Origin of the sequence: Nocardia donostiensis, assembly GCF_002081715.1 — a bacterium.
In the GTDB taxonomy this organism is placed as follows: Bacteria; Actinomycetota; Actinomycetes; order Mycobacteriales; family Mycobacteriaceae; genus Nocardia; species Nocardia donostiensis.
In genome coordinates, this window is sequence record NZ_MUKP01000001.1 from 13,046 (window position 1) to 39,116 (window position 26,071).

The following is a 26,071-nucleotide window of genomic DNA, read 5'->3' on the forward strand; positions in this document are numbered from 1 at the left end:
GTGGCTCTCGTTGTCCAGAAGTACGGAGGATCCTCGGTCGCGTCGGCCGATCGGATCAGGCGCGTCGCCGAACGGATCGTGGAGACCAAGAAGCAGGGGCACGACGTCGTCGTGGTCTGCTCTGCCATGGGCGACACCACCGACGAACTGCTCGACCTGGCCGAGCAGGTGGCGCCCGCACCGCCTGCGCGGGAAATGGACATGCTGCTCACCTCGGGTGAGCGCATCTCCAACGCGCTGGTCGCCATGGCCATCCACTCCCTCGGCGCCGAGGCCCGCTCGTTCACCGGCTCCCAGGCCGGTGTGATCACCACCTCCGCGCACGGTAAAGCCAAGATCATCGACGTCACCCCCAGCCGGGTGCGCGAAGCGCTGGACGAAGGCACCATCGTGCTGGTCGCCGGCTTCCAGGGCGTCAGCCAGGACAGTAAGGATGTCACCACGCTCGGCCGCGGTGGCTCCGACACCACCGCCGTCGCGCTGGCGGCGGCGCTGGGGGCCGACGTCTGCGAGATCTACACCGACGTGGACGGCGTCTACACCGCCGACCCGCGGATCGTGCCGGAGGCCCAGCGGCTCGAGCAGGTCTCCTACGAGGAGATGCTGGAACTGGCCGCCTGCGGCGCCAAGGTGCTCATGCTGCGCTGTGTGGAGTATGCGCGCCGCTACAACGTGCCCGTGCATGTGCGCTCGTCCTACACCGACAAGCGGGGCACCTACGTTTACGGATCGATGGAGGACATCCCCTTGGAACAAGCAATGCTCACGGGCGTCGCGCACGACCGCAGCGAGGCCAAGGTGACCGTGGTCGGCCTGTCGGACGAGCCGGGTTACGCCGCCAAGGTGTTCCGTGCGGTGGCCGAAGCCGAGATCAACATCGATATGGTGCTGCAGAACATCTCCAAAGTGGAGACCGGCAAAACCGATATCACCTTCACCCTGCCGAAATCCGATTGGGCGCGCGCGGTGGAAACCCTCACCAAACAGCAGAGCGAAATCGGTTTTTCCGAACTCCTCTACGACGACCACATCGGCAAGGTATCGCTGGTCGGTGCGGGTATGAAAAGCCATCCCGGCGTCACAGCCACCTTCTGTGAAGCTTTGGCCGAGGCCGGTATCAACATCGACCTGATCTCCACCTCCGAGATCCGGATCTCGGTGCTGGTCAAAGACACCGACCTGGACCGCGCCGTCGAGGTGCTGCACCGGGCATTCGATCTGGGCGGCGACGAGGTCGCCGTCGTACACGCTGGAACGGGGCGATGAGCATGGGCGTACGCGTAGGAGTCGTCGGCGCGACCGGGCAGGTCGGCGCTGTGATGCGGAAACTCCTCGAGGAGCGCAACTTCCCGGCCGACGAGGTGCGGTTCTTCGCCTCCTCGCGGTCGGCGGGCAAGAAGCTGCCGTGGCGTGGCGGGGAAATCGTGGTCGAGGACACCGAGACCGCCGATCCGTCCGGTCTGGATATCGCCCTGTTCTCCGCGGGCGCGACGATGTCGCGGGTGCAGGCGCCGCGTTTCGCCGCCGCCGGGGTGACGGTGATCGACAATTCGTCGGCCTGGCGCAAGGATCCCGACGTCCCGCTGGTGGTCAGCGAGGTCAATCCCGAGCAGACCCGCAACCTGGTCAAAGGCATTATCGCCAACCCGAACTGCACCACCATGGCGGCCATGCCGGTGCTCAAACCGCTGCACGACGCGGCAGGTTTGCGCAGGCTCGTGGTGTCGAGCTATCAAGCGGTGTCCGGTAGCGGGCTGGCCGGTGTCGAAGAACTCGCCACGCAGGCGCGCGCGGTGATCGACGACGCCGAGAAGCTCACCCATGATGGCGGCGCGGTCGACTTCCCGGCGCCGGACAAATACGTCGCGCCGATCGCGTTCAACGTGCTGCCGCTGGCCGGTTCGCTGGTCGATGACGGTTCCGGCGAAACCGACGAGGACCAGAAGCTGCGCAACGAAAGCCGCAAAATCCTCGGCCTGCCCGACCTGCTGGTCAGCGGGACCTGCGTGCGCGTCCCGGTGTTCACCGGCCACTCGCTGTCGATCAACGCCGAATTCGCCGATCCGCTGTCTGTCGAACAGGCGAAGGAGATCCTGGGCAAGGCGGCGGGTGTCAAGCTGGTCGACGTCCCGACCCCGCTGCAGGCCGCAGGTAGCGACGAATCCCTCGTCGGTCGGATCCGCCAGGACCCGGGTGCCCCCGAAGGCCGCGGTCTCGCCCTGTTCATCTCCGGCGACAACCTCCGCAAGGGCGCCGCCCTGAACACCATCCAGATCGCCGAGGTCCTGCTCGCCGATCGCTGACCGTTCCTCAGCGCCACCGCCGGGCGGCACTACCACGAGTAGTGCCGCCCGCGGCGATTATCAGCGGATGCCTGGTGTGCGTGGGTCGGTGCCGAGACAGACGAGGACCGCGCAGCCAGGTGGGGCGTCGCTGAACGGCGGGGTGAGCGGGTAGTGCAGGCACGAGAAGACATTGCAGCCCGGGTACGCGGCGGCACCGATACCGAAAACGGCGAGCAGGATATCGGTGTCTATATAGGCGTTCGGGTCGAATCTCAGGGGTGGTTCGACATAGGGGCCCGGGTCGGGGACGGGGGGTTCGTGGAAGGCTGCGAAAAGTCGCCGGAAGAACTCGTGTGGCAGCTCGGTCTGGTTCTGCAGCACTCCGGGCAGGCCGTGGCGGCTGACGTTGCCGTAGACGCCCGTCCACATCACCGTCAGATCCAGGCTGGGGATGAAGAAGATGTTCTGCATGCCCATCCCGGCCATCGCATACGCATCGGGAGGCAGGAAGTTTGGGGTCTCGGCGCAGGACGGCCCCACCCAGAACAAGTAGCCGTAGCAGTGGTTGGCTGCCGAGGGGGTCCGCGCCCGTTGGAGATAGTCCGATGACACGATCTGCCGTGCGCCCCAACGTCCGTCGTTGCTCACCAGCAATCCGATCTTCGCGAGATCGTTCGGCGGGATCATCAGGTGCGCGTAACCGTAGGTGTGCCCGGTGCGGTCACGCGCCCAATACCAGTCGCCGCGCGCAATTCCGAGCGGCTCGAACAGTTCCCGCTGCGCGAACTGCTGCAGTGGTTCCCCGACAGCCAGTTCGAGCACATATGCCAGTAGGTCGACATTGCGCTGGCTGTAGCTGAACACTGTGCCCGGTTCGTGGTCGAGTGGGACGCCGAGCGCTTGGACCGCGCTGTTGGGGTCCAGCGGGATGATCCCGGTGAGGCCTTCGGTGATCACACCGGTTCGCATGCCGGAGGTTTCGGTGAGCAGGTTCTCCACCGTGATCGCGCGGCGCTTACCGTCACCCAGTCCGGACGGAAGATAGTGGTCGATCGGGGCGTGGATATCGATTTTGCCCTGGTCCCAGGCGATTCCGGTCAGCAGTGAGACCACGCTCTTGGTTACGCTCCAGACGTTCCAGGCGACGTTGCCGGTCTGCGCGTTCGTCGGTCCTTCGCCGATCAGGCAGTTGTGTCGGTAGACCTGTACGTTCAGCCGGTTGCGACTGCCTGCGAAGTCCAGTGCCGCCGCTAATCGTTCGGGATCCAGCCCTACCTGTTCGGGTGCTGTTCGCTGTGGTTCGCGCCCGGTCTGCACTTCGCATTCGGCGGGCGGGGAGCCGGGTTCGGCTCGGGCCATGGCGGTGCCGCCCGTGAATACATGTCCAACGACCAGCGATACCGCAGCGACTCCGGCCAGGAGCCCACCCAGACACCCCATGCGAATCAGGTTAATGCCGTTCCTCGGTTCGCGCGGTAATGAACGGCATCGGTGGTGTTCCTGGGTGCCGCTGTTCTGTCCCGAAATAGCAAACGTCGCCAGCGATCACCTGGCGACGTTCAGCTGTTATTTCGAAGTCGAAGCCGACGTCCAACAAGCGCCTCTCGGCGAGTGGTCGCTCGTAGCGACAAAGGGTGCGGCCCGGGGCTGTCGGGACGCCGACAGTTTGGTTCAACCACCCCTGTATGCAAGCTATTCCGGGTATCTTTTGTGACGTGCGACACGGTGCCTCTCCGCATTGGACCTGATGTTCTTTTCTTGACTAATTCCAGAAAAGGGGCACACTGTTGGGTATGCACACCGACGACACCGACTTCCGCACCCGCTTACGTGCGGCTGGCCTGCGGGTTACTGCCCCCCGCCTGGCGGTGCTCGATGCGGTCACCGCGCATCCGCATTCCGATGCGGACACCGTTGCCACCGCCGTGCGCGAGAAACTGGGCTCGGTATCCATACAGGCCATCTATGACGTACTGCACGCCTGCGTGCGCTCCGGGCTGCTGCGGCGGATCGAACCCGCTGGCTCGGCCGCCCTGTACGAGGCCAGAATCGGTGACAACCATCACCATCTGGTCTGCCGAAGCTGCGGCACGGTCGTGGATATCGACTGTGTCGTGGGCAGCGCCCCCTGCCTGGAACCCGGGCACGACCACGGGTTCGTGATCGACGAGGCCGAGGTCGTCTTCTGGGGTCTGTGCCCGAACTGCCGCCGGCCCGGCGGCGAAAACCCTGTCTACCCGGGCGAACCCGTCCCGGGACGTGTAGCAGCCGAGGAGGCTTCTCAATGACCAAGCCGACAACGACGAACACCGGGGTCCCCGTCGAAAGCGACAACGAATCGCTGACCGCGGGCACGCAGGGGCCGATCCTCCTGCACGACCACTACCTGATCGAGAAGCTGGCCCAGTTCAACCGCGAGCGGGTGCCGGAACGCATCGTGCACGCCAAGGGCTCGGGCGCCTACGGCGAGCTGGTCGTCACCGGCGATGTCAGCAAGTACACCAAGGCGAAGCTGTTCCAGCCCGGTGCGCGCACCGAATCGCTGGCCCGTTTCTCCACCGTGGCAGGCGAACTCGGCAGCCCCGACACCTGGCGTGACCCGCGTGGTTTCGCAGTGAAGTTCTACACCGAGGACGGCAACTACGATCTCGTCGGCAACAACACGCCGGTGTTCTTCATCAAGGACCCGATCAAGTTCCCCGACTTCATCCGGTCCCAGAAACGCCTACCCGGCAACGGCTTGCGCGACCACAACATGCAGTGGGACTTCTGGACCCTGCGCCCGGAAACAGCGCACCAGGTGACCTGGCTGATGGGTGACCGCGGTATCCCGAAGACCTACCGGCATATGAACGGCTACGGGTCGCACACCTACCAGTGGATCAACGCCGCGGGCGAACGATTCTGGGTGAAATACCACTTCAGGACCGACCAGGGCCACGAATTCCTGACCCAGGCCGAGGCCGACCGGATCGCCGGTGAAGATGCCGACTACCACCGCAAGGACCTGTGGGAGGCGATCGAACGCGGCGACTTCCCGAGCTGGACCGTCTACGTCCAGATCATGCCGGTCGCCGAGGCCGAGGGCTACCGGTTCAACCCGTTCGACCTGACCAAGGTGTGGTCCAAGCAGGACTACCCGCTGATCGAGGTCGGCACATGGACATTGAACCGCAACCCGGCCAACTACTTCGTCGATATCGAACAGGCCGCGTTCGAACCGTCGAATATCGTCCCCGGTATCGGCTTCTCGCCGGACAAGATGCTGCTCGGCCGTGTCTTCTCCTATGCAGACGCGCACCGCTACCGCATCGGCACCAACTACGCGCAGCTGCCGCCCAACCAGGCGCGGGCGGCCGAGGTGAACTCCTACTCCAAGGAGGGCGCCATGCGCTACTACTACAACGATCCGAGCGTTCCGGTGTATGCGCCGAACTCCTTTGGCGGCCCGCACGCCGACCCCGAGCGGGCAGGCGACGACGGCAGCTGGGAATTCGATCCGACCATGGTGCGCGCCGGTTATATCCAGCACGCCGAGGACGGCGATTTCACCCAGGCGGGCACCCTCGTCCGCGAGGTGCTCACCGATGAGCAGCGTGACCGTCTGGTGAGCAATATCGTCGGCCATGTGCTCGGTGGTGTCCGGGAGCCGGTGCTGAGCCGGGTCTTCGAATACTGGAAGAACGTCGACACCGATCTCGGCAAACGGGTCGAGGAAGGTGTTCGCGCCGGGCTGAACGGCGGCGCCAAGCCCGCGCCTTCGCAAGGCTGAGCTACCCCTTCGCAGGCGCGAGCTGCCCAGGTACGGTCCAACGAGACGATTCCGCCCCTGACCGCACGGTCAGGGGCGGTTTTGTTTTTCTGGCTGTGGCATCACAGCAGGCCGAACCAGTAGACCGCGCACGCCAGCGCCCATACGATCAGAGTTTCCATAGCGGCACTCCCAAATCTCGTTGCCGAACGTGCCTCCATGATGGCGCGAAACTCCCTGCTTTGCCCGATCTTGTTTCGTTCCTTCGATTGCAGCGCTCTGACCTGCACTTTCAGCTTTGTAAGATCTTTTTAAGCAGGCGCTAAGCGCCGACCCGCACTGTTTGTGTCAACCCGGAGCAATCCGGAAGCCACCGACCGGAACAGGACACGAACACCATGATCGGCAAGCTCAGCACCGTCATCGTTGCCGCAACCACAACCACCGCCCTCTTCTTCGGCGCGGGTACTGCTGCCGCCTACGGTGAGCCGGGCGCCGCGGTCACCGGTCAGGCCACCTGTGGGCACGACGGCGACGAGATCGTCGTGGAGATCGACGCCCCGATCGTGTACGCCCAGCCCGATTACCTGCCCGGAGAACACCAACAGGTCCGCTACCGCACCGTCGTCTTCGATGTACTGGACGAGCTGGTCGGCGCGGGCGAATGGGAGACCGGCAAGGCCACCGCTACCGATCCTGCCGATATGGACGACACAGAGCTGAAGATCCTGCGCAACGACCCGAACTCCTACCGGGTGATCCAGGAAGTGGAGTGGCTGGCCCCGGATGGCAAGTACGTGGTCGCCGAAGCCGACCTGCCCGCGACCAGCTACCTGATCAAGGATGGTCGCACCGAACTGGGCACTTTCGATTACTGCGAGTAGTCGGCTGTGCCTGCCCGAGGGGAGCGGGCGAGCCGGGACTCCGGACCTGGGGAGGGCCAGGAACCGGCTCACCGGGGGGAGTTGGGAGGGGACCAGGGGGTGTCCGGCCTGTCTTCGCGGGGTGACAGGCCGGACCACCGAAGGGGGCGCATGTCGGCCGGACCGGTCTCGCGGGGTGACCGGTCCGGCCGGCTCGTCACCGGCACACAAACCGGCTCTTCCGGAAGCTCAGCAGCAGAGCCAGTGCCGTCGCGGCCCAGACGCCCGCCGCGACCCAGGCCTCGCCGCCGCCGAAGGTAACCAACCAGTGCTCGTCGATGGCAGCGCCCGATTCCCTGGTCCCGACGCCGGATCGTATGCCGCCACTCTCCCGCGGAAGCCTGTTATAGCGCCGCAGTTCCGGCTGTGCGCTGATGGGGCGGATAGGTGGGCAGGTCGTAGTTCTCGGTGGCCGTCATCATGCGCATCATGAGCGGTTTCAACACCGGGGTGGTCATCAGCTTGCCCATTGTTGCCGCAACGCGGATGCCCAGCCGACTGCGCGGGGTCATCACTTTCAACCCGCCCGGCGGCAGTTCCTGGGCGAGGGCGACGAATGGACGCAGGATCTCCTCGTAGCGAGCCAGCGCCCGCTGCGGGTTGCCTGGATCCGCACCGATTTCACCGGCCAGCACGTACGCCCCGACCAGCGCCATTGCCGTACCTTGGCCGGTGAGCGGCGAGCCGCAGTAGCCTGCGTCTCCGACCAGCGCGACCCGGCCGGAGACCCAGTGCGGCATATCGATGCGGGCGAGTTCGTCGAAGTAGAAATCGTCGGCCTCGGGCATGGCTGCGGTGATCGCGGACGCTGCCCAGCCGCCCCGGGCGAGCCGTTCCCGGATCAATTGCTGCTGGGCGGCGGTATCGCGGCGCAGTGCGGGGTCGGCGTCGCCGCGAATGATGACGAGAGCTTTCGACGTCGCCGGATCGGCGTCCGGGCGCATCCCGATACCGGTGCCGCCGACGAGGGCGCGCATGGTGAACCAGTGCGGTTCGATGCCCGCGGGGGTCGGCATGGTGAAGAACGACATATAGCCGCCGAGGTAGGTGGCGAACTGTTCTTCGGGCCCGAATACCAGTCTGCGGGTTACCGAGTGCAGGCCGTCGGCGCCGATGACGATATCGAATCGTTCGGTCGTACCTGATCCGAACGTCACCGTGACACCCGTCGAATCGGCGGCGATATCGGAGATCCATTCGCCGTACCGGTAGTCGGGAGCTGTCGCGGCAGCGTCCGAGCCGCCTGTGTGGTCGGCGATGGCGTCGAGCAGGACCTGGTTCAGATCGCCGCGGGTGATCTCGATATCGGCGACCACGCCTTTGCCCTCGAACAATTCGGCCGGCGTGCGGTACAGCTCCTTACCGGTGTCGTCGACCTGAATGATGCCGCGCTCGTCGATGCGGTGGGCTTCGATACCCGGCATCAATCCCATGCGTTCGGCGACCTCGCGGCTCGGTCCGCGTAGGTCGACAGCCTGTCCGCCCGGCCGCGGCGCCTGCGCGCGTTCGACCACTGTCGGCCGGATTCCCCGACGCAGCAACTGCAGGGCCACGGCATTGCCTGCAATACCGCCGCCGGAGATCAGGATCCGCGGGGCTGCAGGGTTGGGTTCGTTGCGCATCGGCTCTTCCTCACGTCGGTGAGCGCCCAACTCGAACGCTCGTATAAGACAAATGTCTAACACAGATTTGCACGCATGTCTAATACGCTTGTGTAAGACGAGGCTATGATGGGCCGCATGGGTAACAAGGAAGATCTGCTTGCGGCTGCGCGGAGCTGCATCTATGAGCGGGGTTTCGCCGCGACGACGGCACGGGACATCGCAACGAAGGCGGGCGTGAGCCTGGCCGCGATCGGATACCACTTCGGCTCCAAAGACCGGCTGCTGACCGAGGCCTTCACCGAGGAAACCGGCAGGGAGATCGGAGACGCCCTGGATGAGCGGATCACGGCAGCAGGCAAAGGGCGCTCACCTGCCGCTGCATTCCCCTTGGTGTGGGAGGGCATCGCCGAGTTGTTCGAGCGCAACCGGGAGGTGCTGGTGGCCAGTCTGGAAAATCTGGTCCGGATCCAGCGGACGCCGAGTGAGCAAACGAGGATGGGGGAGATGGCCGTGTTGGCTGTTTCCGATATTGCGGCGGAGGTTGCTCAGGCGCATCCGGAGTTGGGCGAAACGCAGGCGAAAGCTGTCGCCTGGTTGTACTTCACGCTGTTGAACGGCTTGGTTCTGCAGTGGATGGGCGACCCTGAAGGTGATCTGCCCAGCGGTGAAGAGCTGGCGATTGCGATCGCGGCGCTCGCACCGCATGGCTGAAAGCGATTCTGGCGGCGGGGTTCGATGTCGGGTGGCAGGGGCGATCTGGTGCCACGCGCATGGGGAGTTCGGCCTCGTAGCCACTTGTAGACAAAATATTGTTTTTGTCTTAACTTCGGGACATGTATGCGGATGAGTATCAGGGGCGGGTGCGGTTCGAGCTGCGCTCGGAGGAGACGTGGCGCGATCCGTGGTCGATGTATGCCGCGCTGCGGGAACAGGACCCGGTGCATCATGTGGTGCCGCGTGACCGGCCGGACCGCGACTACTGGGTACTCACTCGGCACGAGCAGGTATTCGCGGCGGCGCGTGACAGCGGCACGTATTCCTCGCGCGATGGGCTGACCGTCGAATACGGCGAACTCGAGCAGATCGGGTTGACCGCGAATCCGCCACTGGTGATGCAGGATCCGCCGGAGCACACCGATTTCCGCAAACTCGTCGCACGCGGCTTCACGCCTCGCCAGGTCGAAGAGGTGGAACCGGTGGTTCGCCGGTTCGTGCGCGAGCGACTGGACCGGCTGGCCGAACGAGGCGGTGGCGATATCGTCGAGGAACTGTTCAAACCGCTGCCGACGATGGTTGTCGCCTATTACCTCGGTGTTCCCGAGGCAGATCGGTCCAGATTCGACGGCTGGACCGACGCGGTCGTCGCGGCAAGCACCCAGCGCTCCGCCGCCGCACAGCAGGCATCGATGCAGATGCTCGGTTACTTCGCCGAACTCATCGAACAGCGGCGCACCGACCCTGGCGACGACACCGTCTCCCTGCTGGTTCAGGCTGGTGTGGCGGCCGACGACTCGGATGTCAACGGTCTGGTGCAGATCCTCGCCTACACCTGGACCATGGTCTCCGGCGGCAACGACACCACCACGGGTCTGCTCGGTGGCGCCGTGCAGCTACTACAGCAACATCCCGACCAGCGCGCCGCCCTTGCCGAGGACCCGAACCGCATCCGGGTCGCGGTGGAGGAGCTCGCGCGGCTCACCTCGCCGGTCCAGGGTTTGGCCCGCACCACCACCCGCGAGGTGGAACTCGCCGGGGTTACGATCCCCGCGGGACGTAAAGTGCTGCTGGTGTACGGTTCGGCGAATCGCGACGAACGAGTGTTCGGCGCAGACGCGGCGGAGCTGGATATCGACCGCAACCCGCAGCGCATCCTCACCTTCGGGCACGGACCGCATCACTGTCTCGGCGCGGCCGCAGCTCGTATGCAGGCACGGGTGGCATTGGAGGAACTGCTGGTGCGGTTCCCTGAGTACCAGGTGGATTGCGATGCCGTGCGGTATGCGCCCGGTCCCTATGTGCGCAGGCCGACGAGCGTGCCGTTCCGGTGTGCCGCATGAGCACCGGCTGGCTGGCCGAAAGCCGGGCCGAACTGGCAAGCGAACGCATTCTCGACGCCGTGCGCGCCCTGTTCCTCGACAAGGGCGTGACCACTGTCGGGATGGCCGAGGTAGCCGAGGCCGCGGGCTGTTCGCGTGCCACGCTCTACCGTTACTTCGATAACCGCGAAGCCCTGTATGTCGCCTTCGCCGGACGCGAAGCCCGGCAATTGATCGAGCGGGTCTGGCGCGACTACCCGCTCGACGGCCCCGACCTCGCCGATCAGCTGCTCGACGGTATGGCGGCCACGCTGGCCGAAGCCCGCAAAACCCCGCACCTTGCGGTGTGGTTCGAGCCCGCAAACGCTGGTATCGTCGCTCAACTGTCGAATTCGTCCGCTGTGATCGACAGTTTGGTCACCGCCTTCGTTGCCCACTTCCGCCCCGACCTGCACCCCGCCGCCGCCGAACGTCTCGGCCGCTGGGCGGTCCGCGTCATGGTTTCCCTGCTGACCCTGCCGCCCGCGGGCGAAGACGAAGAACGCGCCCTTCTACGCAATTTCCTGCTTCCATTCCTGCTGGACGACACCATCGTCATCACGTGACGGGATCTGCCGCAGTGTGTCGGCAGGGATAATCCCCACGGCGGCAGACGCTCCGCAGCAGCCGTACGGTCCGTTGCACGTGGGGGCCTGCTGGCTCAGAAGGACTGAGACAACGGTAGCGCAAGTGGTTCCGGTAAGGCGCTCGGACAGTTCCTCGGACGGCTACTGTTCGGTGGCCGTAGTCAGCTGCGGCCCGGATAAGAAGAAGAGCTCCTGACCAGCTTTCTGATCAGGAGCCCTTTTCGTGTCTCAACCACACGAGTCGGGGTGGCGGGATTTGAACCCACGACCTCTTCGTCCCGAACGAAGCGCGCTACCAAGCTGCGCCACACCCCGTGAAGCGAACCTCAGGTAGCTTACATCAGGGGTGGCTCGGACGTTAAACCGGCAGGTCAAACGCTCTTTTCGGGCCCAGTTCAGCGGGCGACGGCCTCCGAAGGGTTGACGCCGTGGCCACTATCGGAGCTCGGGCGCTTCGGCGGAGCCGCAACCAAGGTCAGCAGCGTCGCTTCGGGGCGGCAGCAGAACCGGTACGGTGCCCACGGGGAGGTGCCGAGGCCAGCCGAAACATGCAGCTGGGTGTGCTCGCCCCATTGGGAGGGGCCTTTTACCCGGGAGCGGTCGATATCACAGTTGGTGACCAACGCGCCGTAGCCGGGCAGGCACAGCTGGCCGCCGTGGGTGTGGCCGGCCAGCACCAGGTCGTAACCGTCCTCGGCGAAGCGGTCCAGGACCCGGGGCTCAGGGGAGTGAGTGAGGCCGATCCGCAGATCGGCGAGCGGGTTGGGCGCACCCGCGACGGTGTCGTAGCGATCCCGCTGCAGATGCGGATCGTCGACGCCCGCACTGGCGATACGGATTCCGCTCACCTCGATATCGCGGCGCACATGGGTGAGGTCGAGCCAGCCGCGTTCGGTGAACGCCGCGCGCAGATCCTTCCAGGGCAAGGGCGCCCCATGAGTGCGGCGGTGGTTCTTGTTGAAGTACTTCAGCGGGTTCTTGGCGACCGGCGCGAAGTAGTCGTTGCTGCCGAACACGAACAGGCCCGGCCGCGACAGCAGACCGCCGAGGGCCTGGACGACGGCGGGCACCGATTTCTGATGCGACAGGTTGTCGCCGGTGTTGATCACCAGGTCGGGTTCGAGGCGGTCGAGTTCACGCAGCCACTGCTGCTTGAGTTTCTGACCGGGCATCATGTGCAGATCGCTGAGGTGAAGCACCTTCAGCGTCGCCGAACCGGGCCGCAGCACGGGCATGGTGGTTTCGCGCAGGGTGAAGGCATTGCGTTCGATCAGCGAGGCGTAACCGACTCCGGCCGCCGCGGCTCCGGCGGCGCCGAACGCGGTTCGACGAAGAGCGGAGGTGGAGATTACGGGCATTTGCCCAGCATAGGTGACCACGTCCGGGAGTGCGCGGTGTGTTCACGCACAGGTTTCGGCGAGTCGGCCGAGTGGGATATAGCGCTACCCGGCTCACCGGACAGGTCGCGGCCGCGGAATGTGATGGGCGAGCGTCCACCCAACCGCTACGTTTGGCACATGTCGGAACTCAAATCCCAGTTGCGCGCGGATATGACCGCCGCGCTGAAAGCAAAGGACTCGTTGCGCCTCGCCACGCTGCGCATGCTGCTGGCCGCCATCCAGAATGCCGAGGTCGCCGGCGCGCAGGCCAAGGAACTGTCCGACGCCGAGGTGATCGCGGTGCTGGCGAAGGAGTCGAAGAAACGCAACGAGGCCGCCGAGGTCTACACCCAGGCCGGGCGCGGCGAACTGGCCGCCAACGAACACGCCGAGGCCCGCATCATCGATGAATACCTGCCTGCCCAGCTGACCGACGCCGAGGTCGCCGACCTCGCCGATACGGCCATCGCCGAGGTCGCCGAGGAAAACGGGGAGCGGCCCGGGATGCGGCAGATGGGTCAGGTCATGAAGATCGCAACCGCGCTGGCCAAGGGTAAGGCCGACGGTTCCCGTATCTCGGCTGCGGTGAAGGCACGACTGTAGTCCGGTGAAGCGACAACGCCAGCCGGTTGTCTCCGGCCGGCGTTGTCAGCGGCTCATCTCAGCGCGGGATGGGGATCGGGATCGGGATGGGCGGCAGCAGCGGCGGTAACGGCAGGCCGGGGATCCCTGGTGGCGGTGGTGCCGCAGGACGTCCGGGTGGCGGCGGGGTCCGTACTGTCCCGTCGCTGACGTAGATCGTCACCAGTGAACCCGGGATCGCCGATCCGTTCGGCGCCGAACCGGTTACCGTGCCTTTGGGCGCCGAACCGGCCGAATCCACTGCGTTCACCTTGAAACCGGCGGAGGTCAGTGCGGTCGTCGCCTCGCCCTTCGTCATCCCGACCACATCGGGGACCTGGGCGTTCTGCGCGCCGCGCACGTATTTTTCGTCCAGCGGGGGCAGCGCGGGCGGCGGATAGTTCGGTACGACCGGTTTGATCGCATTGAACCAGGTACGTGCCGGTTCATTACCGCCGAAGAGTCCGCTGGCATTGCCCGCGCTGCAGTTGCGCAGCGGGAAGGAGCAGATCTCGCCGGGAGTCGGGCTGTCACCGTAGACATACACGGCGGCGGCGAGCGAGTTGGTGAACCCGACGAACGCCGAGGAGCGGTGGCTTTCGGTAGTTCCGGTCTTACCCGACATCGGCAGCTTCCAGTCGGCCGCCGCCGCCGCGGCTGCCGCGGTGCCGCCTGGCTGATCGTCTTTGCTCATCGCGTTGGCAAGGGTGTTCGCCAGACCCGGTTCGACCACCTGCTCGCAGGCCTGCTCGGTCAACGGAACCGGCTTGCCGTAGCGGTCGATCACCTCCGCAATCGGGGAGGGCGGGCACCATTTGCCGCCCGAGGCCAGCGTGGCAGCGACATTCGACAGCTCGAGCGGGTTGATGGCGAACGGGCCGAGGGTGAACGAACCCATATTGTGTTCTTTGATCATGTCGGCGAGGCTCTGATTGTCCTGCCCCGAGCTGCCCGGTTCGTTGTAGCTGCGCATGCCGAGCCGGACCGCCATATCGACGGCTGGAGTCACGCCCACCTGCTGGATCAGCTTCACGAACGCGGTGTTGGGTGACGTCGCAAGTGCTTCGGTCACCGACATCGGCGACTTGTACCGGCCCGCGTTCTCCACGCAGTACGTTTCGGGCGGGCAGCCAGGAGCGCCGCCGTTGCCCATGCCCTTGGCGTCGAAGCGGCCGGGGACATCGAGCTGGGCGCTGATGCCCATACCCTTCTCCATCGCCGCCGCAGTGGTGAACAGCTTGAATACCGAGCCCGCGCCGTCGCCGACCATCGAATACGGCTGTGGCAGCAGGGTTTCATTGGCCTCGCGGTTCAAGCCATAGGTGCGGCTGCTGGCCATCGCCAGCAGCGGATGTTTGTCCTGTCCCGGCCCGATCACCGACATGACCTCGGCGATATTCTCCAGATTCGGGTCCGCGGCCTCGGTGACCGCGCGTTTCACCGAATCCTGCAGCGCCGGGTCGAGGGTGGTCTTGATCAGATAACCGCCCTTGTCGATCTGCTCCTTGCTGATCCCGGCTTCGGCCAGATACTGCAGTGCGTAATCACAGAAGAAACCCCGGTCACCCGCCGCGATGCAACCGCGCGGCAGGCCCTCCGGTTCGGGGAGTACACCCAGCGGTTGCTCTTTGGCCGCGCGGAATTCGTCGGCCCGGCTCGGAATGTTCTGGATCATCGTGTCGAGCACGACGTTGCGGCGGGCAAGTACCCCGTCGGGATTGGTATACGGGTTGAGCTTCGAGCTGCTCTGCACCATCCCGGCCAGCATCGCCGACTGGGCTACGTTCAGGTCTTTGGCGTCGATCCCGAAATAGGTCTGCGCTGCGTCCTGGATGCCGTACGAGGAGTTGCCGAACGGAACCAGGTTCAGATACCTGGTCAGGATCTCGTCCTTGCTCAGTTCCTTGTCCAGGGTGAGCGCCATCCGGATCTCGCGGATCTTGCGGGCCGGGGTGGTCTCGGTGGCGGCGCGCCGCTCGGCGTCGGTTTTGGCGGCCACCAGTAGCAGATAGTTCTTCACGTACTGCTGGTCGATGGTCGAGGCACCCTGCTGGACCTCACCGCTGGAGGTGTTGGTCAGGAATGCGCGCAGCGTGCCCTGCCAGTCGACCCCGTCGTGGTCGGCGAAGCGGCGGTCCTCGATCGAGACGATGGCCAGCTTCATATCGTTGGAGATCTGATCGCTCGGCACCTCGAAACGCCGCTGCTCGTACAGCCAGGCGATCGGGTTCCCTGCGGCATCGACCATGGTGGACACCGCGGGCACAGTGCCCTCGACCAGTTCGGCGGACACGTTGTCGACGGCGTCCGCCGCACGGTTGGACACGAAACCGAAGCCGCCTGCCAACGGGAACAACAGCCCGGCGACGAGCACCGCGGCGAGCGCGCAGCTGCCGGCCAGCTTCGCGAGCGAATGTGTGATCGGCACGGCCACAGCCTACGGGGTTGGCTCGTTCGGCCCTGCGGGTGTGTGGCCCGGTCGTGTCGTTGCCTCCTGCCGCTGCCCGGACCCGGTATGCCGCAGCGGGAACCGGTCATCGATCCGGTGGCGCGATGCTTGTTTTCTCCGTAGCCGGGGGCCGCGTGTCGCAGAACCGGGGCACGGCGTGTCGCGTGGTCACAGGCACGGACGTACCAAAAAGTCATCATTCGGTCTTGCGCTGGCGCCATACCTTTACCTAAATTGAGACCCAGTGTGATAGAGCTAACACTCAAAGTGGAATGTGGTGCACTTCGCAGCGGGGTTCTGGTTGCTGCGGGTGGCACGCGATTCCGGAGCGCCGTTCACCGGTGTTCGGACTGCAAAGGGGCACACCAAATGCACATGACATCCCCCATCGCTCGATTGGACGTAGAGCAGGCCGAAGCGAGGATCGCCTGGGTATCACAGGCGCGATGCAAGGAAGTGGATCCCGATCAGCTGTTCGTTCGTGGCGCGGCGCAGCGCAAGGCGGCGACGATTTGCCGGCATTGCCCGGTGCTCATGCAGTGCGGGGCCGACGCCCTCGACAACCGGGTGGAGTTCGGTGTGTGGGGTGGGATGACCGAGCGGCAGCGGCGCGCACTGCTCAAACAACACCCGGAAGTGACCTCATGGGCCGATTTCTTCCAGGCCCAGCGTCGGCACCAGGTGGCCATGTGACCAACGACCGCGGCGGTGTTCAGCTCCCGTCGGCGAGCTGAACACCCACCGCGCGTAGCGCCTCTAGATCGGAGACCTCGAACGGCAAAGCGGAAACCGAGACGATCGGCACGCGGGGGTGAGCCCCGGTGAAACGGTGCAGCAGATGCTGTTCTCGCCGGGCGATCGACATGCGATGGGCGTGAACCCGTAGCACGCCGGTTGTCAGCGGATCGGATTCGGCCAGCTGATCGGCGGCGGTCAGTGCGTGATCGGCCGGCAGCGAGCACAGCATCGGGTGAGTTCGGTTCAGCACCAGTCCGGCCAGCGGCATCCGCTCCGTCGACAGCCGATCCACGAAGAACGACGCCTCACGCAGCGCATCCGGCTCCGGGGCGGCGACAACCAGGAAATGCGTGCCCGGTGCGGACAACATGGCGTAGGTCCGGTTGGCACGTTCCTGGAACCCGCCGAACAGCGATTCCAGCGATTGCAGGAAATTCGACGCGTCGGTGAGCATCTGGCCGCCGACAACGGTGGATACACCGCGCACTGCCAGGCTCATCGCCCCGGTGACGAACCGGCCCACCCCGCGTCCGGGTGCCATGATCACCCGGATCATCCGGCCGTTGAGGAAATTACCGAGCCGCTTCGGCGCGTCGAGGAAGTCCAGTGCGTTGCGCGAGGGCGGGGTGTCGACCACGATCAGGTCCCAGTTGCCCCGCCCGGCAAGCTGTCCCAGCTTCTCCATGGCCATGTACTCCTGCGTCCCGCCGAAGGAGGAGGCCACGGTCTGATAGAAGGGGTTGGCGAAAATCTGCTCCGCTTTCTGCGGACTGGTGTGTTCCAGCACCATATCGTCGAAAGTGCGGCGCATGTTCAGCATCATCGCGTACAGCTCGCCTTCGGCCTCCGGCCCCAGCGCAACCCGTTGCGGACTGTTACCGAGATCGGCCACTCCGAGTGACTGGGCCAGTCGCCGCGCCGGATCGATGGTGAGCACCACCACCCGGCGGCCCTGCTCTGCGGCGCGTAATGCGATCGCGGCCGCGGTGGTCGTCTTGCCGACACCGCCGGAGCCGCAGCACACCAGCACTCGCGTGTTCGGGTCGCCGATGATCCTCGAAAGATCCAGCGGGGATGGCTGGGTCGGGCGCGGTGCACTCATCGGACTCCCTGCGCGATCAGATGTTCGGCCAGTTCGTAAAGCCCGCCCAGGTCCATGCCGTCGGCCAGCGCGGGCAGCGACAGCCGGGAAACGTTCACCTCGAGTAGTTCGGTGGCGCTGTCGTCCTGTGCCTGCAGCGTCGCCGAATGCTCCACGGTTTCGGTGATCAAACCCTGGAAATCCAGGTCGGACAGGTGGATACCGGAGGTTTTCAACCCGGCGCGCACCGCCTCGATGTCGAGCTCACCGGCCGCGGCTCGATTGCGCAGTTCGGCGGGCAGCGGGCTCTGGCTGGCCCGGTTCACGATCACGGCGCCGATCCGCAGGTCGGCGGCGGTCAGTTCGGCGACCGCGTCGGCGGTTTCCTGCACCGGCAGCGCCTCCAGCAGGGTGACCAGATGGATCATCGTCTGGTCCGAATGCAGCAGCTGGGACACGCTCTCGGCCTGGGTGGCGACCGGCCCGCCCTTGGCCACCTCGGCCATTGCTTTGGTGACATCGAGGAAGCTCGCGATCCGGCCGGTGGGCGGGGCGTCCACCACCACCTCGTCATAGACCGGTCTGCCGCCCTTGTCCACGCGGGCGACACATTCCTTGATCTTGCCGGTGAGGATGACGTCGCGCAGCCCGGGCGCAATGGTGGTGACGAATTCGATGGCCCCCATGCGGCGCATCGCCCGACCCGCGAAACCCAGGTTGTAGAACATTTCCAGGTATTCGAGGAACGCATGCTCGATGTCGAGGGCGAGCGCGACCACCTCGCCGCCGCCGTCGGCGGTGGCGATCCTGGTCTCGGTCGGCGGCAGCGGCGGCAGATCGAACAGTTGCGCGATCGACTGCCTGCTCTCCACTTCCACCAGCAGCACCCGGCGCCCCCCAGCGGCCAGCGCCAAGGCCAGCGCTGCCGCGACGGTGGACTTGCCGGTACCCCCTTTGCCGGAGACGTAGTGCAAGCGGGCTTTCGCTGCGCGTTCCGGCCAGCCTGTATTCAGCTCGGTTTCGGCCGGATGCGTCGCCGCTGTTGGTACTGCCACGGTCGCGAGCCTATAACCCAGGGCGAAATGACGCCCGTAGGCTCCGCGAACCGGGGTGTGCTGTACCAGACATTCGCGGGCCTCTAGGCTTCCTGCGCATGAGCGATGTGACCCAGTGGGAGTATGCGACCGTTCCGCTGCTCACCCATGCGACCAAGCAGATCCTCGACCAGTGGGGTGTCGACGGCTGGGAGCTGGTGACGGTGCTGCCAGGGCCGACCGGCGAACAGCATGTGGCCTACCTCAAGCGGCCCAAGAAGTAACGCCGTGACCACCGATTCGACGGCCGCAGGCCCCGCCACCGGGTGGCGTGCGAACCTCGAGCGCCTCGGCCTGACACTGCCCCCGGTCGCGGCCCCGGTCGCGGCGTATGTTCCCGCGGTGCGCACCGGCTCGCACGTCTACACCTCAGGTCAGCTGCCGTTCGTGTCCGGTCAGCTGTCGGCGACCGGCAAGGTCGGCGCCGAGGTGTCGCTGGACGAGGCTGCGGCGGCGGCGCGCTGGTGTGCCCTCAACGCGCTGGCGGCCGTACACGATCTGGTCGGGCTCGACGAGGTGGTGCGGATCGTCAAGGTGGTGGGGTTCGTGGCCTCCGCGCCGGGTTTCGCCGATCAACCGCTGGTTATCAACGGCGCTTCCGAGTTGCTCGGCGAGGTGTTCGGGCCCGCGGGCGAGCACGCGCGCTCCGCGGTGGGGGTTTCGGAACTACCGAAGAACACCCCGGTCGAGGTCGAACTCATCGCCGAGGTGCGCTAAACAGGTTCCTGGGCAACGTTCCCCGATCGAGGGCGAGGTATTTGCGATGACGCCGACCCATCCCGCATACGGACAACTGCGGCAGGTGACTCCGACAGCGTCGGTGTTGCTGGCGGACAACCCGGGGCAGATGACCCTGGACGGCACCAACACCTGGGTTCTGCGGGCGCCGGGAAGTTCGGAGTTCGTCGTCGTCGATCCCGGTCCGGACAAGCGCGCGCATATCGAGGCGATCGCCCGCGCGACCGACGGTAATATCGCGCTCACCCTGATCACGCATCGGCATTCCGATCACACCGACGGTATCGACCGCCTGGTGAAACTGACCGGGACGCCGGTGCGTGCCATGGACGACAAACACACCCGCGCGAGCGCTACGACGCTGCGCGACGGCGAGGTCATCGACGCCGCAGGCCTCGGCATCACCGTAGTGCACACCCCCGGTCATACCGACGACTCGATGAGTTTCGTCCTCGACGACGCCGTCCTCACCGGCGACACCATCCTCGGCCGCGGCACCACCGTCCTCGAATCCGCCGACGGCAGCCTCGGTGACTACCTGCGTTCCCTGGACCGCCTGCTCGAGGTCGGCGCGGGCCGGGCGCTATTACCCGCCCACGGCCCCGACCACCCCGACCTGGAGCCGGTGGCGCGGTACTACATCACGCACCGCCAGGAACGCCTCGACCAGGTCCGCGCGGCTCTGCGCGAACTCGGCGAGAACGCGGGCGCCATGGCGGTGGTCCGCAAGGTCTACGCCGACGTCGACAAACGCCTCTGGCCCGCCGCCCGCAGCTCCGTAAAAGCCCAACTGGACTACTTGCGCTCCACCGGCTGAACGCCGACCGACATCGAACACGCCCTGTTCTTCCACTGATCGAAGCCTTTACATCCGACCGAGGTTGCGAGCCGTTGGGCGGCTATCTGCGGCCTGAAAACTAGAGGAGGGGCAAGCTCAACGATCGCGGCCAGTCGGCGGGGGTTCTCAACAGTGCCAGAGCGCGGTCTGCTTGCCAGGTCAGTTCCAGGGGCGGCCCTGAGCCAGCCGCTCCTGTCCGCACTCCAAACCGCCCCCGTCCAGTTTGCGGCCCGGCTCGCGTTTCAGCCCTCGCAGCTAGGAGCGCCGGGGCGGACGAACGTCCGACACTCGCGCACGCGCCGAAGGCGCCAGTCGCGAGGGCTGAAACGCGAGCCACCAGGGGGCCGCGAACCCGCTGCGCCGGAGGCGCGGCCATGTAACAGCCAAATTACCTGGCGCGGCGGGCGAGGCGTTCGGAGTCGGAGATCAGGACGCTCTTGCCTTCCAGTCGCAGCCAGCCGCGGTGGGCGAAGTCGGCGAGGGCCTTGTTGACCGTCTCCCTGGAGGCGCCGACCAGTTGCGCGATCTCTTCCTGGGTGAGGTCGTGGGTGACTCGCAGGGCGCCTGCTTCCTGCGTGCCGAACCGCTGCGCGAGCTGTAGCAGCGCTTTGGCGACGCGGCCGGGGACGTCGGTGAAGATCAGGTCGGCGAGGTTGTTGTTGGTGCGGCGCAGGCGGCGGGCGAGGACTCGCAGCAGCTGTTCGGCGATTTCGGGCCGCTGGTCGATCCAGGATTTGAGCGCTTCGCGGTCCATGGTGACAGCGCGGACCTCGGTGACCGTGGTGGCCGTTGAGGTGCGTGGTCCCGGGTCGAAGATCGACAGCTCGCCGAACATATCCGACGGACCCATGATGGTCAGCAGGTTTTCCCGTCCGTCGGGGGAGCGGCGGCCGATCTTCACCTTGCCGGACGTGATGATGTACAGCCGGTCGCCGGGTTCACCTTCATTGAAGATGATGTGGCCGCGTGGGAAATCCACCGGCTGCAGCTGTTTGGCCAGCGCCGCCACCGCGGTGGGCTCAACGCCTTGGAAGATGCCAGCTCTGGCGAGGGCCTCGTCCACGAATGTGCTCCTTTTGGGAAATGGCTGTAAGTCCTGGACCGAAGCGGGTCGGCCGACAGTGCAGTCTACGCGGCCCGGAGAGCGCGTAGTGACAGACACCACGTATAGGTGTGGATACAGCGCGGTAGCGGGGTGGTTCGGCGCTGTATCGCCGCTCAGCTGGCGCGGGCGATATCGAGTTCTTCGGCGTCGTCGGTGCGTGACCGGCGCTTACGCATCCGGGCCACGGCGGCCGGTAGGCCGAGCTTGGTCAGCTCCTTCACTTCGGCGTTGCTTGCCTTGTCCAGGTACCGCTGCACTTCCTCGTCTGGTTCGAGCAGATTGCGCAGTCGGTTCTCGACCCGCTCCATGACGAGCGCGAACAGCATCAACACCACTGGGAAGAGCACCACAGCGAGTCCTTGCATGCCGAGCAGTAAACACGCTCGAGGTCTCAGATGGAATACGGGAGCCGAACGGGGAAGCCAACGTTGTCGGACCGTTCCGTATGGTGGATGGGTGCGTGTCTCCCCCTCCGAAACCGCCGGGAACGAGCTTGCTGCCCCCGCCGCGGCGGCTGCTCCGCGTCCGGCTGCGGCCGGGGCGGCGAAACGGAAAACCAGGTCCCGACAGGCGGAAACCCGTTTGGGGCTTGTCCGCCGGGCGCGCCGGATGAACCGAGTGCTGGCGGTTGCCTTCCCTGATGCGCATTGCGAACTGGATTTCACCACTCCACTCGAATTGGCGGTGGCGACGATCCTGTCGGCTCAGTGCACGGATACCCGGGTGAACATGACCACTCCCGCGCTGTTCGCGGCCTACCCGGATGCCCGCGCCTATGCGGAGGCCAACCGTGCGGAGCTGGAGGAATACATCCGGCCGACCGGTTTCTACCGCAACAAGGCGAACTCGCTGATCGGGCTCGGGCAAGCGTTGCTGGCCGATTACGACGGTGAATTACCTCACACCATGGAGGAACTGGTCCGTTTGCCCGGTATCGGGCGCAAGACTGCCAATGTCATCCTCGGAAACGCGTTCGGGGTCCCGGGTATAACCGTCGACACCCATTTCGGCCGTCTGGTGCGTCGCTGGGGGTGGACGACCGAAGAAGATCCGGTGAAGGTCGAATACGCCGTCGGCGAGCTCATCGAGCGCAAGGAGTGGACACTGCTGTCCCATCGCGTCATCTTCCACGGGCGGCGGGTGTGCCATTCACGCAAGCCGGCGTGCGGAGTATGTGTGCTCGCGAAGGACTGCCCCTCCTATGGGATCGGACCGACGGATCCGGATACCGCCGCCGCGCTGGTGAAGGGACCGGAAGCGGAGCATCTGCTCGAACTGGTGGGGCGGTGAGCCGAGTACCTGTGGCATGGCGTTGGTTGTTGGCGGGGGTGATCGTTGTGGTGGCGGCCGCTGTCGCCCTGTGGCCGCGTGACGGGGGCGGCGAGCAGACCGCAGATCGGGCGCCCGCGGCTACCGAGATCGGGCCGGAGTTGCGTGCGGCGTCGGGTGCCGCGCAGTGTCCACGTCCCGTGGATACTGTGGAGGGCCACGGCCCGCTGGCCGGATTGTCGCTGGGCTGCCTCGCCGACGGGCGTCCCGTCGATCCGGCAGTCGCGCTCGCCGGCCGCCCCGCGGTGCTGAACCTGTGGGCCTACTGGTGTGAGCCGTGCCGGACCGAGCTGCCGATCCTGGCCGAATACGCCGCCCGCGCCGGGTCCGCGGTCGCCGTGGTGACGGTGCACAGCGATCCGGGGGAAGCGAAAGCGCTGTCCATGCTCGCCGCGCTGAACAAGCAGTTACGTGCCGAGGGCGCCCCCGAACTGCGGCTGCCTGGTTTCCAGGACCCCGATGCGCGGGTTCGTGCCGCCGCGGGAGCACCGAACGCGCTGCCGATCACGGTGCTGGTTCGTGCCGACGGCACCATCGCCGACTACATAGCGCGCCCGTTCCACGATGTCGACGACATCGCAAGCATCGTCGCCGACAAGCTGGGAGTCACGGTATGAAGCTCGACCGGATACCACCGTGGCTGCATCGCGCGACCGACTCTGTGCACGAGGATTTCGCCGATACCCTCGGCCGGGCGCGCGCCGTGCGCCGGGTGATGGCGGTCGCGTCCAAGCCGAGGCAAGCCGCGGTGCTGGTGTTGTTCGGCGGCTCGCCCGAATCCGATCCGGGCGCGCCGGGCGGTCTGCCCGCCGACGCGGAGGTGCTGCTCACGCAGCGCGCGTCCACCATGCGCCAGCATCGCGGCCAGGTGGCTTTCCCGGGCGGCGCCGTCGATCCGGAGGATTCCGGACCGATCGATACCGCGCTGCGGGAGGCATGGGAGGAAACGGGCCTCGACCGCGACGGCGTGGATCCGGTCGCGGTGCTGCCGAAACTGTTCGTGCCGCCGTCGCGTTTCGATGTGACGCCGGTGGTGGCGTATTGGCGGAACCCGAGCCAGGTGCGCGTCGTCGACCAGAGCGAAACCGAGCGGGTGGTGCGGGTGTCGATGGCCGATCTGCTCGCCCCCGCTAATCGTTTTGTGGTGCGTAGCGGACTCGGTTATCAGAGCCCCGCGTTCGAGGTGGACGGAATGCTGGTGTGGGGGTTGACCGGTGGGATCTTGGCCGGGCTTATCTCCTCGCTCGGCTGGGAGCTGGACTGGGACCGCACCGATGTGCGTGATCTGGAGGAGGCGCTGGCGGCTGTGGGGATGACCCTGTGAGCGCTTCGGCTTGGCTCGATATTGCGGTTGTCGTGCTCGCGCTGCTCGCTGCGTCATCGGGATGGCGGCAGGGGGCGGTGGCTTCGGCGCTGGCGTTCCTCGGGGTGGTGCTCGGCGCGGTTGCCGGAATCTTGATCGCGCCGCACATTCTGATCCATATCGACGAGGGCCGCAGCCGGGTGCTGGCCGGTGTGCTGCTGATCGTGGTGCTGGTGATCGTCGGCGAGGTCGCGGGCATGGTGCTCGGCCGGGCGGCGCGCAGCGGGATGCGCAATCCGTTCGCGCGGGGCGCCGACAGTGCCGTCGGCGCGGTGTTGCAGGCGGTCGCGGTGCTGGTGACGGCCTGGCTGCTCGCCCTGCCGCTGGCGACGTCGTCGCAGCCCGCTATCGCTGCTGCGATCAACGGGTCGCGCGTGCTGGCCGACGTCAACCAGGTCGCGCCGAACTGGCTGCGCAAGCTGCCCAACGAATTCTCCAAACTGCTCAACACTTCCGGTCTGCCGGATGTGATCGGTCCGTTCGGACGCGCGCCGATCGCGGCCGTGGAGCCACCGGACCCGAGTGTGCTCGCCAGCCCGGTCGCAGCTTCGTTGCAGCAGAGTGTGCTGCGTATCCGCGGTGTCGCGCCGAGCTGCCAACGCGCGCTGGAAGGCTCGGGTTTCGTGATCGCATCGGAACGGGTGATGACCAATGCGCATGTGGTGGCCGGGACGACCAGTCTCACCGTCGACTCGGCCAACGGCCCGCTCGAGGCCACGGTTGTGGAATTCGATCCGTCCATGGATGTCGCGGTCTTGTCGGTGCCCGGGCTGACCGCCCCGGTGATCCCGCAGTCCCCGCGCGAGGCCCGTTCCGGTGAGAGTGCGATCGTGCTCGGCTACCCGGGCGGTGGACGCTATACCGCCAGCGCGGCGCGGGTGCGGGAGACGCTGGACCTGACCGGTCCGACGATCTACCGGGACGGCACCGTCGAACGTGAGGTCTATACGGTGCGCGGCCGGGTCAGGGCGGGTAATTCCGGCGGCCCGCTGGTGGATACCCAGGGCCAGGTGCTGGGTATGGTTTTCGGCGCGGCCGTCACCGATGACGACACCGGGTATGTGCTGACTCTGGACGAGGTGCGTTCCCGTATCGATGCCGCGTCCACGTCCCTCTCGCCGGTGGCGACTGGGCCGTGTGTGCTCAGCTGACGGTCAGTTCAGTAGTGTCGCCAATTCGGCGGTGACCGCTTCGGGGTTTTCCTGATGCGGGTAGTGCGCGGCGTCGGTGATGGTGACGAGACGGCGTTGCGGCGAGAACTGCTGCCCGTCGGCGACAGAGTCGGCCAGCACGTACCGGTCGGCTGCGCCGCGCAGGGACAGCACCGGGATATCGATGGGCGTGCGCATGGTCGCCATGAACCGGCGTCCGTCCGGCCGCCACTGACTGCGGAACGCCCAGCGCTGGTATTCCAGCGCGCAGTGTGCTGCGCCGGGGATCTGGATCGCTGAACGCATCCGGTCCACGGTGTCGGCGAAGTCCGCCGTCCCGGCCCAGGCCGGTGTGGCCCGGTGGCGCAGTAGCCGTTGTACTTCGGCGCCGTCACCGCGGGTGAGTAGCCGTTCGGGGTAGCGGGGCAGCTGGTAGCGCAGGAAGTTGGGCAGCAACGCCGCGCGCTGGACACGATCCCGCAGGACCGCGCTTTTCAAGGCTGCCGGATGTGGGGAAGCGACCACGGCGATGGACCGGACCAGCCGTGGATGCAGTACTGCCGTCGTCCAGCACACCAGCCCGCCGTCGGCGTGCCCGACGAGGGTCGCCTCGGTGTGGCCGAGCGCGCGGATCAGCCCCGCGATATCCCCGGCCAGTGTCCAGCCGTCGTAGCCGCGTGGCGGTTTGTCGCTGTCGCCGTAGCCGCGCAGATCCACCGCGACTGCCTGGTAGCCGAGGCCGGCCAGGGCGGTGAGCTGATGCCGCCAGGACCACCAGAAGTCAGCGAATCCGTGCAGCAGCACCACCAGTGGCGCGTCGGCCTGTTCCGGCTCGGCGGTGACGACATGCAGGCGGATACCGTTGGCGTGTACGTCGCGATGGGTCCACGGACCTTCATAACGCACACTGGACGGGTCCGGGAGGAAGTTCGACGCCACGGCGACCGAGCGTAATAAACG

26 protein-coding genes and 1 tRNA gene are annotated in these 26,071 nt (G+C 66.2%); 17 read left to right on the forward strand and 10 right to left on the reverse strand.

Annotated features, from left to right (window positions below; all coding sequences use genetic code 11):
* Together B0T44_RS00055 and B0T44_RS00060 are read left to right on the forward strand one after the other, a co-directional pair.
* The gene (locus B0T44_RS00055; RefSeq protein ID WP_077118760.1) at positions 1-1,266 is read left to right on the forward strand and encodes an aspartate kinase; all 1,266 of its coding nucleotides are present in this window, start codon (positions 1-3) and stop codon (positions 1,264-1,266) included.
* Between the two features lie 2 nt (positions 1,267-1,268).
* On the forward strand, positions 1,269-2,303 hold the full coding sequence (locus B0T44_RS00060) for an aspartate-semialdehyde dehydrogenase (RefSeq protein ID WP_077118758.1): 1,035 nt from the start codon (positions 1,269-1,271) through the stop codon (positions 2,301-2,303).
* A gap of 60 nt (positions 2,304-2,363) precedes the next feature.
* On the opposite strand, the gene B0T44_RS00065 is transcribed toward B0T44_RS00060, so the two are convergent.
* On the reverse strand, positions 2,364-3,725 hold the full coding sequence (locus B0T44_RS00065) for a serine hydrolase domain-containing protein (RefSeq protein WP_077118755.1): 1,362 nt from the start codon (positions 3,723-3,725) through the stop codon (positions 2,364-2,366).
* 353 nt (positions 3,726-4,078) lie between these two features.
* Between B0T44_RS00065 and B0T44_RS00070 the strand changes: the two genes are divergently transcribed.
* From B0T44_RS00070 to B0T44_RS00080, 3 genes are all read left to right on the forward strand, one after another.
* Complete coding sequence (locus B0T44_RS00070) at positions 4,079-4,573, forward strand: Fur family transcriptional regulator (RefSeq protein ID WP_077118753.1); 495 nt, start codon at positions 4,079-4,081, stop codon at positions 4,571-4,573.
* On the forward strand, positions 4,570-6,057 hold the full coding sequence (locus B0T44_RS00075) for a catalase (protein WP_077118751.1): 1,488 nt from the start codon (positions 4,570-4,572) through the stop codon (positions 6,055-6,057). Before B0T44_RS00070 ends, B0T44_RS00075 begins: the two co-directional genes overlap by 4 nt.
* A gap of 377 nt (positions 6,058-6,434) precedes the next feature.
* Positions 6,435-6,920, forward strand: coding sequence for a hypothetical protein (locus B0T44_RS00080; protein WP_077118749.1), 486 nt, complete (start codon positions 6,435-6,437; stop codon positions 6,918-6,920).
* A gap of 383 nt (positions 6,921-7,303) precedes the next feature.
* Here B0T44_RS00080 and B0T44_RS00085 read toward each other — a convergent pair whose 3' ends face one another.
* A complete protein-coding gene (locus tag B0T44_RS00085) occupies positions 7,304-8,581 on the reverse strand; it encodes an FAD-dependent monooxygenase (protein WP_077118744.1) in 1,278 nt (425 codons plus the stop codon).
* A 117-nt stretch (positions 8,582-8,698) separates the two neighbouring features.
* Here B0T44_RS00085 and B0T44_RS00090 point away from each other — a divergent pair, with 117 nt between their 5' ends.
* The 3 genes from B0T44_RS00090 to B0T44_RS00100 all read left to right on the forward strand — a co-directional run bounded on the left by B0T44_RS00090 (position 8,699) and on the right by B0T44_RS00100 (position 11,204).
* Positions 8,699-9,274, forward strand: coding sequence for a TetR/AcrR family transcriptional regulator (locus B0T44_RS00090; protein WP_077118742.1), 576 nt, complete (start codon positions 8,699-8,701; stop codon positions 9,272-9,274).
* Positions 9,275-9,396: 122 nt separating this feature from the next.
* Entirely contained in the window at positions 9,397-10,620 is a 1,224-nt protein-coding gene (locus B0T44_RS00095; RefSeq protein WP_077118740.1) for a cytochrome P450, read from the forward strand.
* Entirely contained in the window at positions 10,617-11,204 is a 588-nt protein-coding gene (locus B0T44_RS00100) for a TetR/AcrR family transcriptional regulator (protein WP_077118738.1), read from the forward strand. Before B0T44_RS00095 ends, B0T44_RS00100 begins: the two co-directional genes overlap by 4 nt.
* Before the next feature lie 262 nt (positions 11,205-11,466).
* On the opposite strand, the gene B0T44_RS00105 is transcribed toward B0T44_RS00100, so the two are convergent.
* Together B0T44_RS00105 and B0T44_RS00110 are read right to left on the reverse strand one after the other, a co-directional pair.
* Positions 11,467-11,540, reverse strand: a tRNA-Pro gene (locus B0T44_RS00105).
* Positions 11,541-11,620: 80 nt separating this feature from the next.
* On the reverse strand, positions 11,621-12,583 hold the full coding sequence (locus tag B0T44_RS00110; RefSeq protein WP_077118906.1) for a metallophosphoesterase: 963 nt from the start codon (positions 12,581-12,583) through the stop codon (positions 11,621-11,623).
* A gap of 159 nt (positions 12,584-12,742) precedes the next feature.
* Between B0T44_RS00110 and B0T44_RS00115 the strand changes: the two genes are divergently transcribed.
* Entirely contained in the window at positions 12,743-13,207 is a 465-nt protein-coding gene (locus tag B0T44_RS00115; RefSeq protein ID WP_077118904.1) for a GatB/YqeY domain-containing protein, read from the forward strand.
* A 58-nt stretch (positions 13,208-13,265) separates the two neighbouring features.
* Here B0T44_RS00115 and B0T44_RS00120 read toward each other — a convergent pair whose 3' ends face one another.
* Positions 13,266-15,653: a penicillin-binding protein gene (locus B0T44_RS00120; protein WP_077118900.1), complete on the reverse strand. Its 2,388-nt coding sequence runs from the start codon at positions 15,651-15,653 to the stop codon at positions 13,266-13,268.
* A gap of 390 nt (positions 15,654-16,043) precedes the next feature.
* Here B0T44_RS00120 and B0T44_RS00125 point away from each other — a divergent pair, with 390 nt between their 5' ends.
* A complete protein-coding gene (locus B0T44_RS00125) occupies positions 16,044-16,367 on the forward strand; it encodes a WhiB family transcriptional regulator (RefSeq protein WP_077118736.1) in 324 nt (107 codons plus the stop codon).
* Between the two features lie 19 nt (positions 16,368-16,386).
* On the opposite strand, the gene bagB is transcribed toward B0T44_RS00125, so the two are convergent.
* Positions 16,387-17,514, reverse strand: coding sequence for an ATPase BagB (gene bagB / locus B0T44_RS00130; protein ID WP_077118734.1), 1,128 nt, complete (start codon positions 17,512-17,514; stop codon positions 16,387-16,389).
* Complete coding sequence (gene bagA / locus B0T44_RS00135) at positions 17,511-18,548, reverse strand: ATPase BagA (protein WP_077118731.1); 1,038 nt, start codon at positions 18,546-18,548, stop codon at positions 17,511-17,513. The genes bagB and bagA overlap by 4 nt, the downstream gene beginning before the upstream one ends.
* Before the next feature lie 98 nt (positions 18,549-18,646).
* On the opposite strand from bagA, the gene sp36 reads away from it, so the two are divergent.
* From sp36 to B0T44_RS00145, 3 genes are read left to right on the forward strand one after another with little or no spacing between them, the layout of a single operon-like run.
* Positions 18,647-18,811: a Sp36 family protein gene (sp36, locus tag B0T44_RS26230; RefSeq protein ID WP_139347897.1), complete on the forward strand. Its 165-nt coding sequence runs from the start codon at positions 18,647-18,649 to the stop codon at positions 18,809-18,811.
* A gap of 4 nt (positions 18,812-18,815) precedes the next feature.
* Positions 18,816-19,304 (forward strand): RidA family protein, encoded by a 489-nt coding sequence (locus B0T44_RS00140; protein WP_077118729.1) that lies wholly within the window; start codon positions 18,816-18,818, stop codon positions 19,302-19,304.
* Between the two features lie 46 nt (positions 19,305-19,350).
* Positions 19,351-20,142, forward strand: coding sequence for an MBL fold metallo-hydrolase (locus tag B0T44_RS00145; protein ID WP_077118727.1), 792 nt, complete (start codon positions 19,351-19,353; stop codon positions 20,140-20,142).
* A gap of 409 nt (positions 20,143-20,551) precedes the next feature.
* Here B0T44_RS00145 and B0T44_RS00150 read toward each other — a convergent pair whose 3' ends face one another.
* Both B0T44_RS00150 and B0T44_RS00155 read right to left on the reverse strand, forming a co-directional pair.
* Positions 20,552-21,226, reverse strand: a complete 675-nt coding sequence (locus tag B0T44_RS00150; RefSeq protein WP_077118724.1) for a Crp/Fnr family transcriptional regulator — start codon at positions 21,224-21,226, stop codon at positions 20,552-20,554.
* Between the two features lie 155 nt (positions 21,227-21,381).
* Positions 21,382-21,618 (reverse strand): hypothetical protein, encoded by a 237-nt coding sequence (locus B0T44_RS00155; protein WP_081511456.1) that lies wholly within the window; start codon positions 21,616-21,618, stop codon positions 21,382-21,384.
* Positions 21,619-21,850: 232 nt separating this feature from the next.
* Between B0T44_RS00155 and nth the strand changes: the two genes are divergently transcribed.
* Genes nth through B0T44_RS00175 form a run of 4 tightly spaced genes read left to right on the forward strand, consistent with a single transcriptional unit; the run spans position 21,851 to position 25,111 of the window.
* Positions 21,851-22,558: an endonuclease III gene (nth, locus tag B0T44_RS00160; protein ID WP_077118897.1), complete on the forward strand. Its 708-nt coding sequence runs from the start codon at positions 21,851-21,853 to the stop codon at positions 22,556-22,558.
* A complete protein-coding gene (locus B0T44_RS00165; RefSeq protein ID WP_077118719.1) occupies positions 22,555-23,214 on the forward strand; it encodes a TlpA family protein disulfide reductase in 660 nt (219 codons plus the stop codon). The genes nth and B0T44_RS00165 overlap by 4 nt, the downstream gene beginning before the upstream one ends.
* Positions 23,211-23,921 carry an NUDIX hydrolase gene (locus tag B0T44_RS00170; RefSeq protein WP_077118717.1) on the forward strand — a complete coding sequence of 237 codons (711 nt, stop codon included), beginning with the start codon at positions 23,211-23,213 and terminating at the stop codon, positions 23,919-23,921. Before B0T44_RS00165 ends, B0T44_RS00170 begins: the two co-directional genes overlap by 4 nt.
* Complete coding sequence (locus B0T44_RS00175) at positions 23,918-25,111, forward strand: MarP family serine protease (protein ID WP_077118715.1); 1,194 nt, start codon at positions 23,918-23,920, stop codon at positions 25,109-25,111. The genes B0T44_RS00170 and B0T44_RS00175 overlap by 4 nt, the downstream gene beginning before the upstream one ends.
* Positions 25,112-25,114: 3 nt before the next feature.
* Here the strand turns inward: B0T44_RS00175 and B0T44_RS00180 are convergent, their stop codons facing one another.
* Positions 25,115-26,050, reverse strand: coding sequence for an alpha/beta fold hydrolase (locus tag B0T44_RS00180; RefSeq protein WP_077118713.1), 936 nt, complete (start codon positions 26,048-26,050; stop codon positions 25,115-25,117).
* Positions 26,051-26,071 lie beyond the last annotated feature (21 nt).

What these genes read in the sequence shown, in the direction of transcription:
- B0T44_RS00065 (WP_077118755.1), bottom strand. Translation starts at nt 3,725, where the DNA reads ATGGGGTGTCTGGGTGGGCTCCTGGCCGGAGTCGCTGCGGTATCGCTG.
- B0T44_RS00075 (WP_077118751.1), top strand. Translation starts at nt 4,570, where the DNA reads ATGACCAAGCCGACAACGACGAACACCGGGGTCCCCGTCGAAAGCGAC.
- B0T44_RS00125 (WP_077118736.1), top strand. Translation starts at nt 16,044, where the DNA reads ATGCACATGACATCCCCCATCGCTCGATTGGACGTAGAGCAGGCCGAA.
- B0T44_RS00070 (WP_077118753.1), top strand. Translation starts at nt 4,079, where the DNA reads ATGCACACCGACGACACCGACTTCCGCACCCGCTTACGTGCGGCTGGC.
- sp36 (WP_139347897.1), top strand. Translation starts at nt 18,647, where the DNA reads ATGAGCGATGTGACCCAGTGGGAGTATGCGACCGTTCCGCTGCTCACC.
- B0T44_RS00145 (WP_077118727.1), top strand. Translation starts at nt 19,351, where the DNA reads ATGACGCCGACCCATCCCGCATACGGACAACTGCGGCAGGTGACTCCG.
- bagB (WP_077118734.1), bottom strand. Translation starts at nt 17,514, where the DNA reads ATGAGTGCACCGCGCCCGACCCAGCCATCCCCGCTGGATCTTTCGAGG.
- B0T44_RS00095 (WP_077118740.1), top strand. Translation starts at nt 9,397, where the DNA reads ATGTATGCGGATGAGTATCAGGGGCGGGTGCGGTTCGAGCTGCGCTCG.
- B0T44_RS00060 (WP_077118758.1), top strand. Translation starts at nt 1,269, where the DNA reads ATGGGCGTACGCGTAGGAGTCGTCGGCGCGACCGGGCAGGTCGGCGCT.
- B0T44_RS00115 (WP_077118904.1), top strand. Translation starts at nt 12,743, where the DNA reads ATGTCGGAACTCAAATCCCAGTTGCGCGCGGATATGACCGCCGCGCTG.
- B0T44_RS00080 (WP_077118749.1), top strand. Translation starts at nt 6,435, where the DNA reads ATGATCGGCAAGCTCAGCACCGTCATCGTTGCCGCAACCACAACCACC.
- B0T44_RS00100 (WP_077118738.1), top strand. Translation starts at nt 10,617, where the DNA reads ATGAGCACCGGCTGGCTGGCCGAAAGCCGGGCCGAACTGGCAAGCGAA.
- B0T44_RS00085 (WP_077118744.1), bottom strand. Translation starts at nt 8,581, where the DNA reads ATGCGCAACGAACCCAACCCTGCAGCCCCGCGGATCCTGATCTCCGGC.
- B0T44_RS00110 (WP_077118906.1), bottom strand. Translation starts at nt 12,583, where the DNA reads ATGCCCGTAATCTCCACCTCCGCTCTTCGTCGAACCGCGTTCGGCGCC.
- B0T44_RS00170 (WP_077118717.1), top strand. Translation starts at nt 23,211, where the DNA reads ATGAAGCTCGACCGGATACCACCGTGGCTGCATCGCGCGACCGACTCT.
- B0T44_RS00090 (WP_077118742.1), top strand. Translation starts at nt 8,699, where the DNA reads ATGGGTAACAAGGAAGATCTGCTTGCGGCTGCGCGGAGCTGCATCTAT.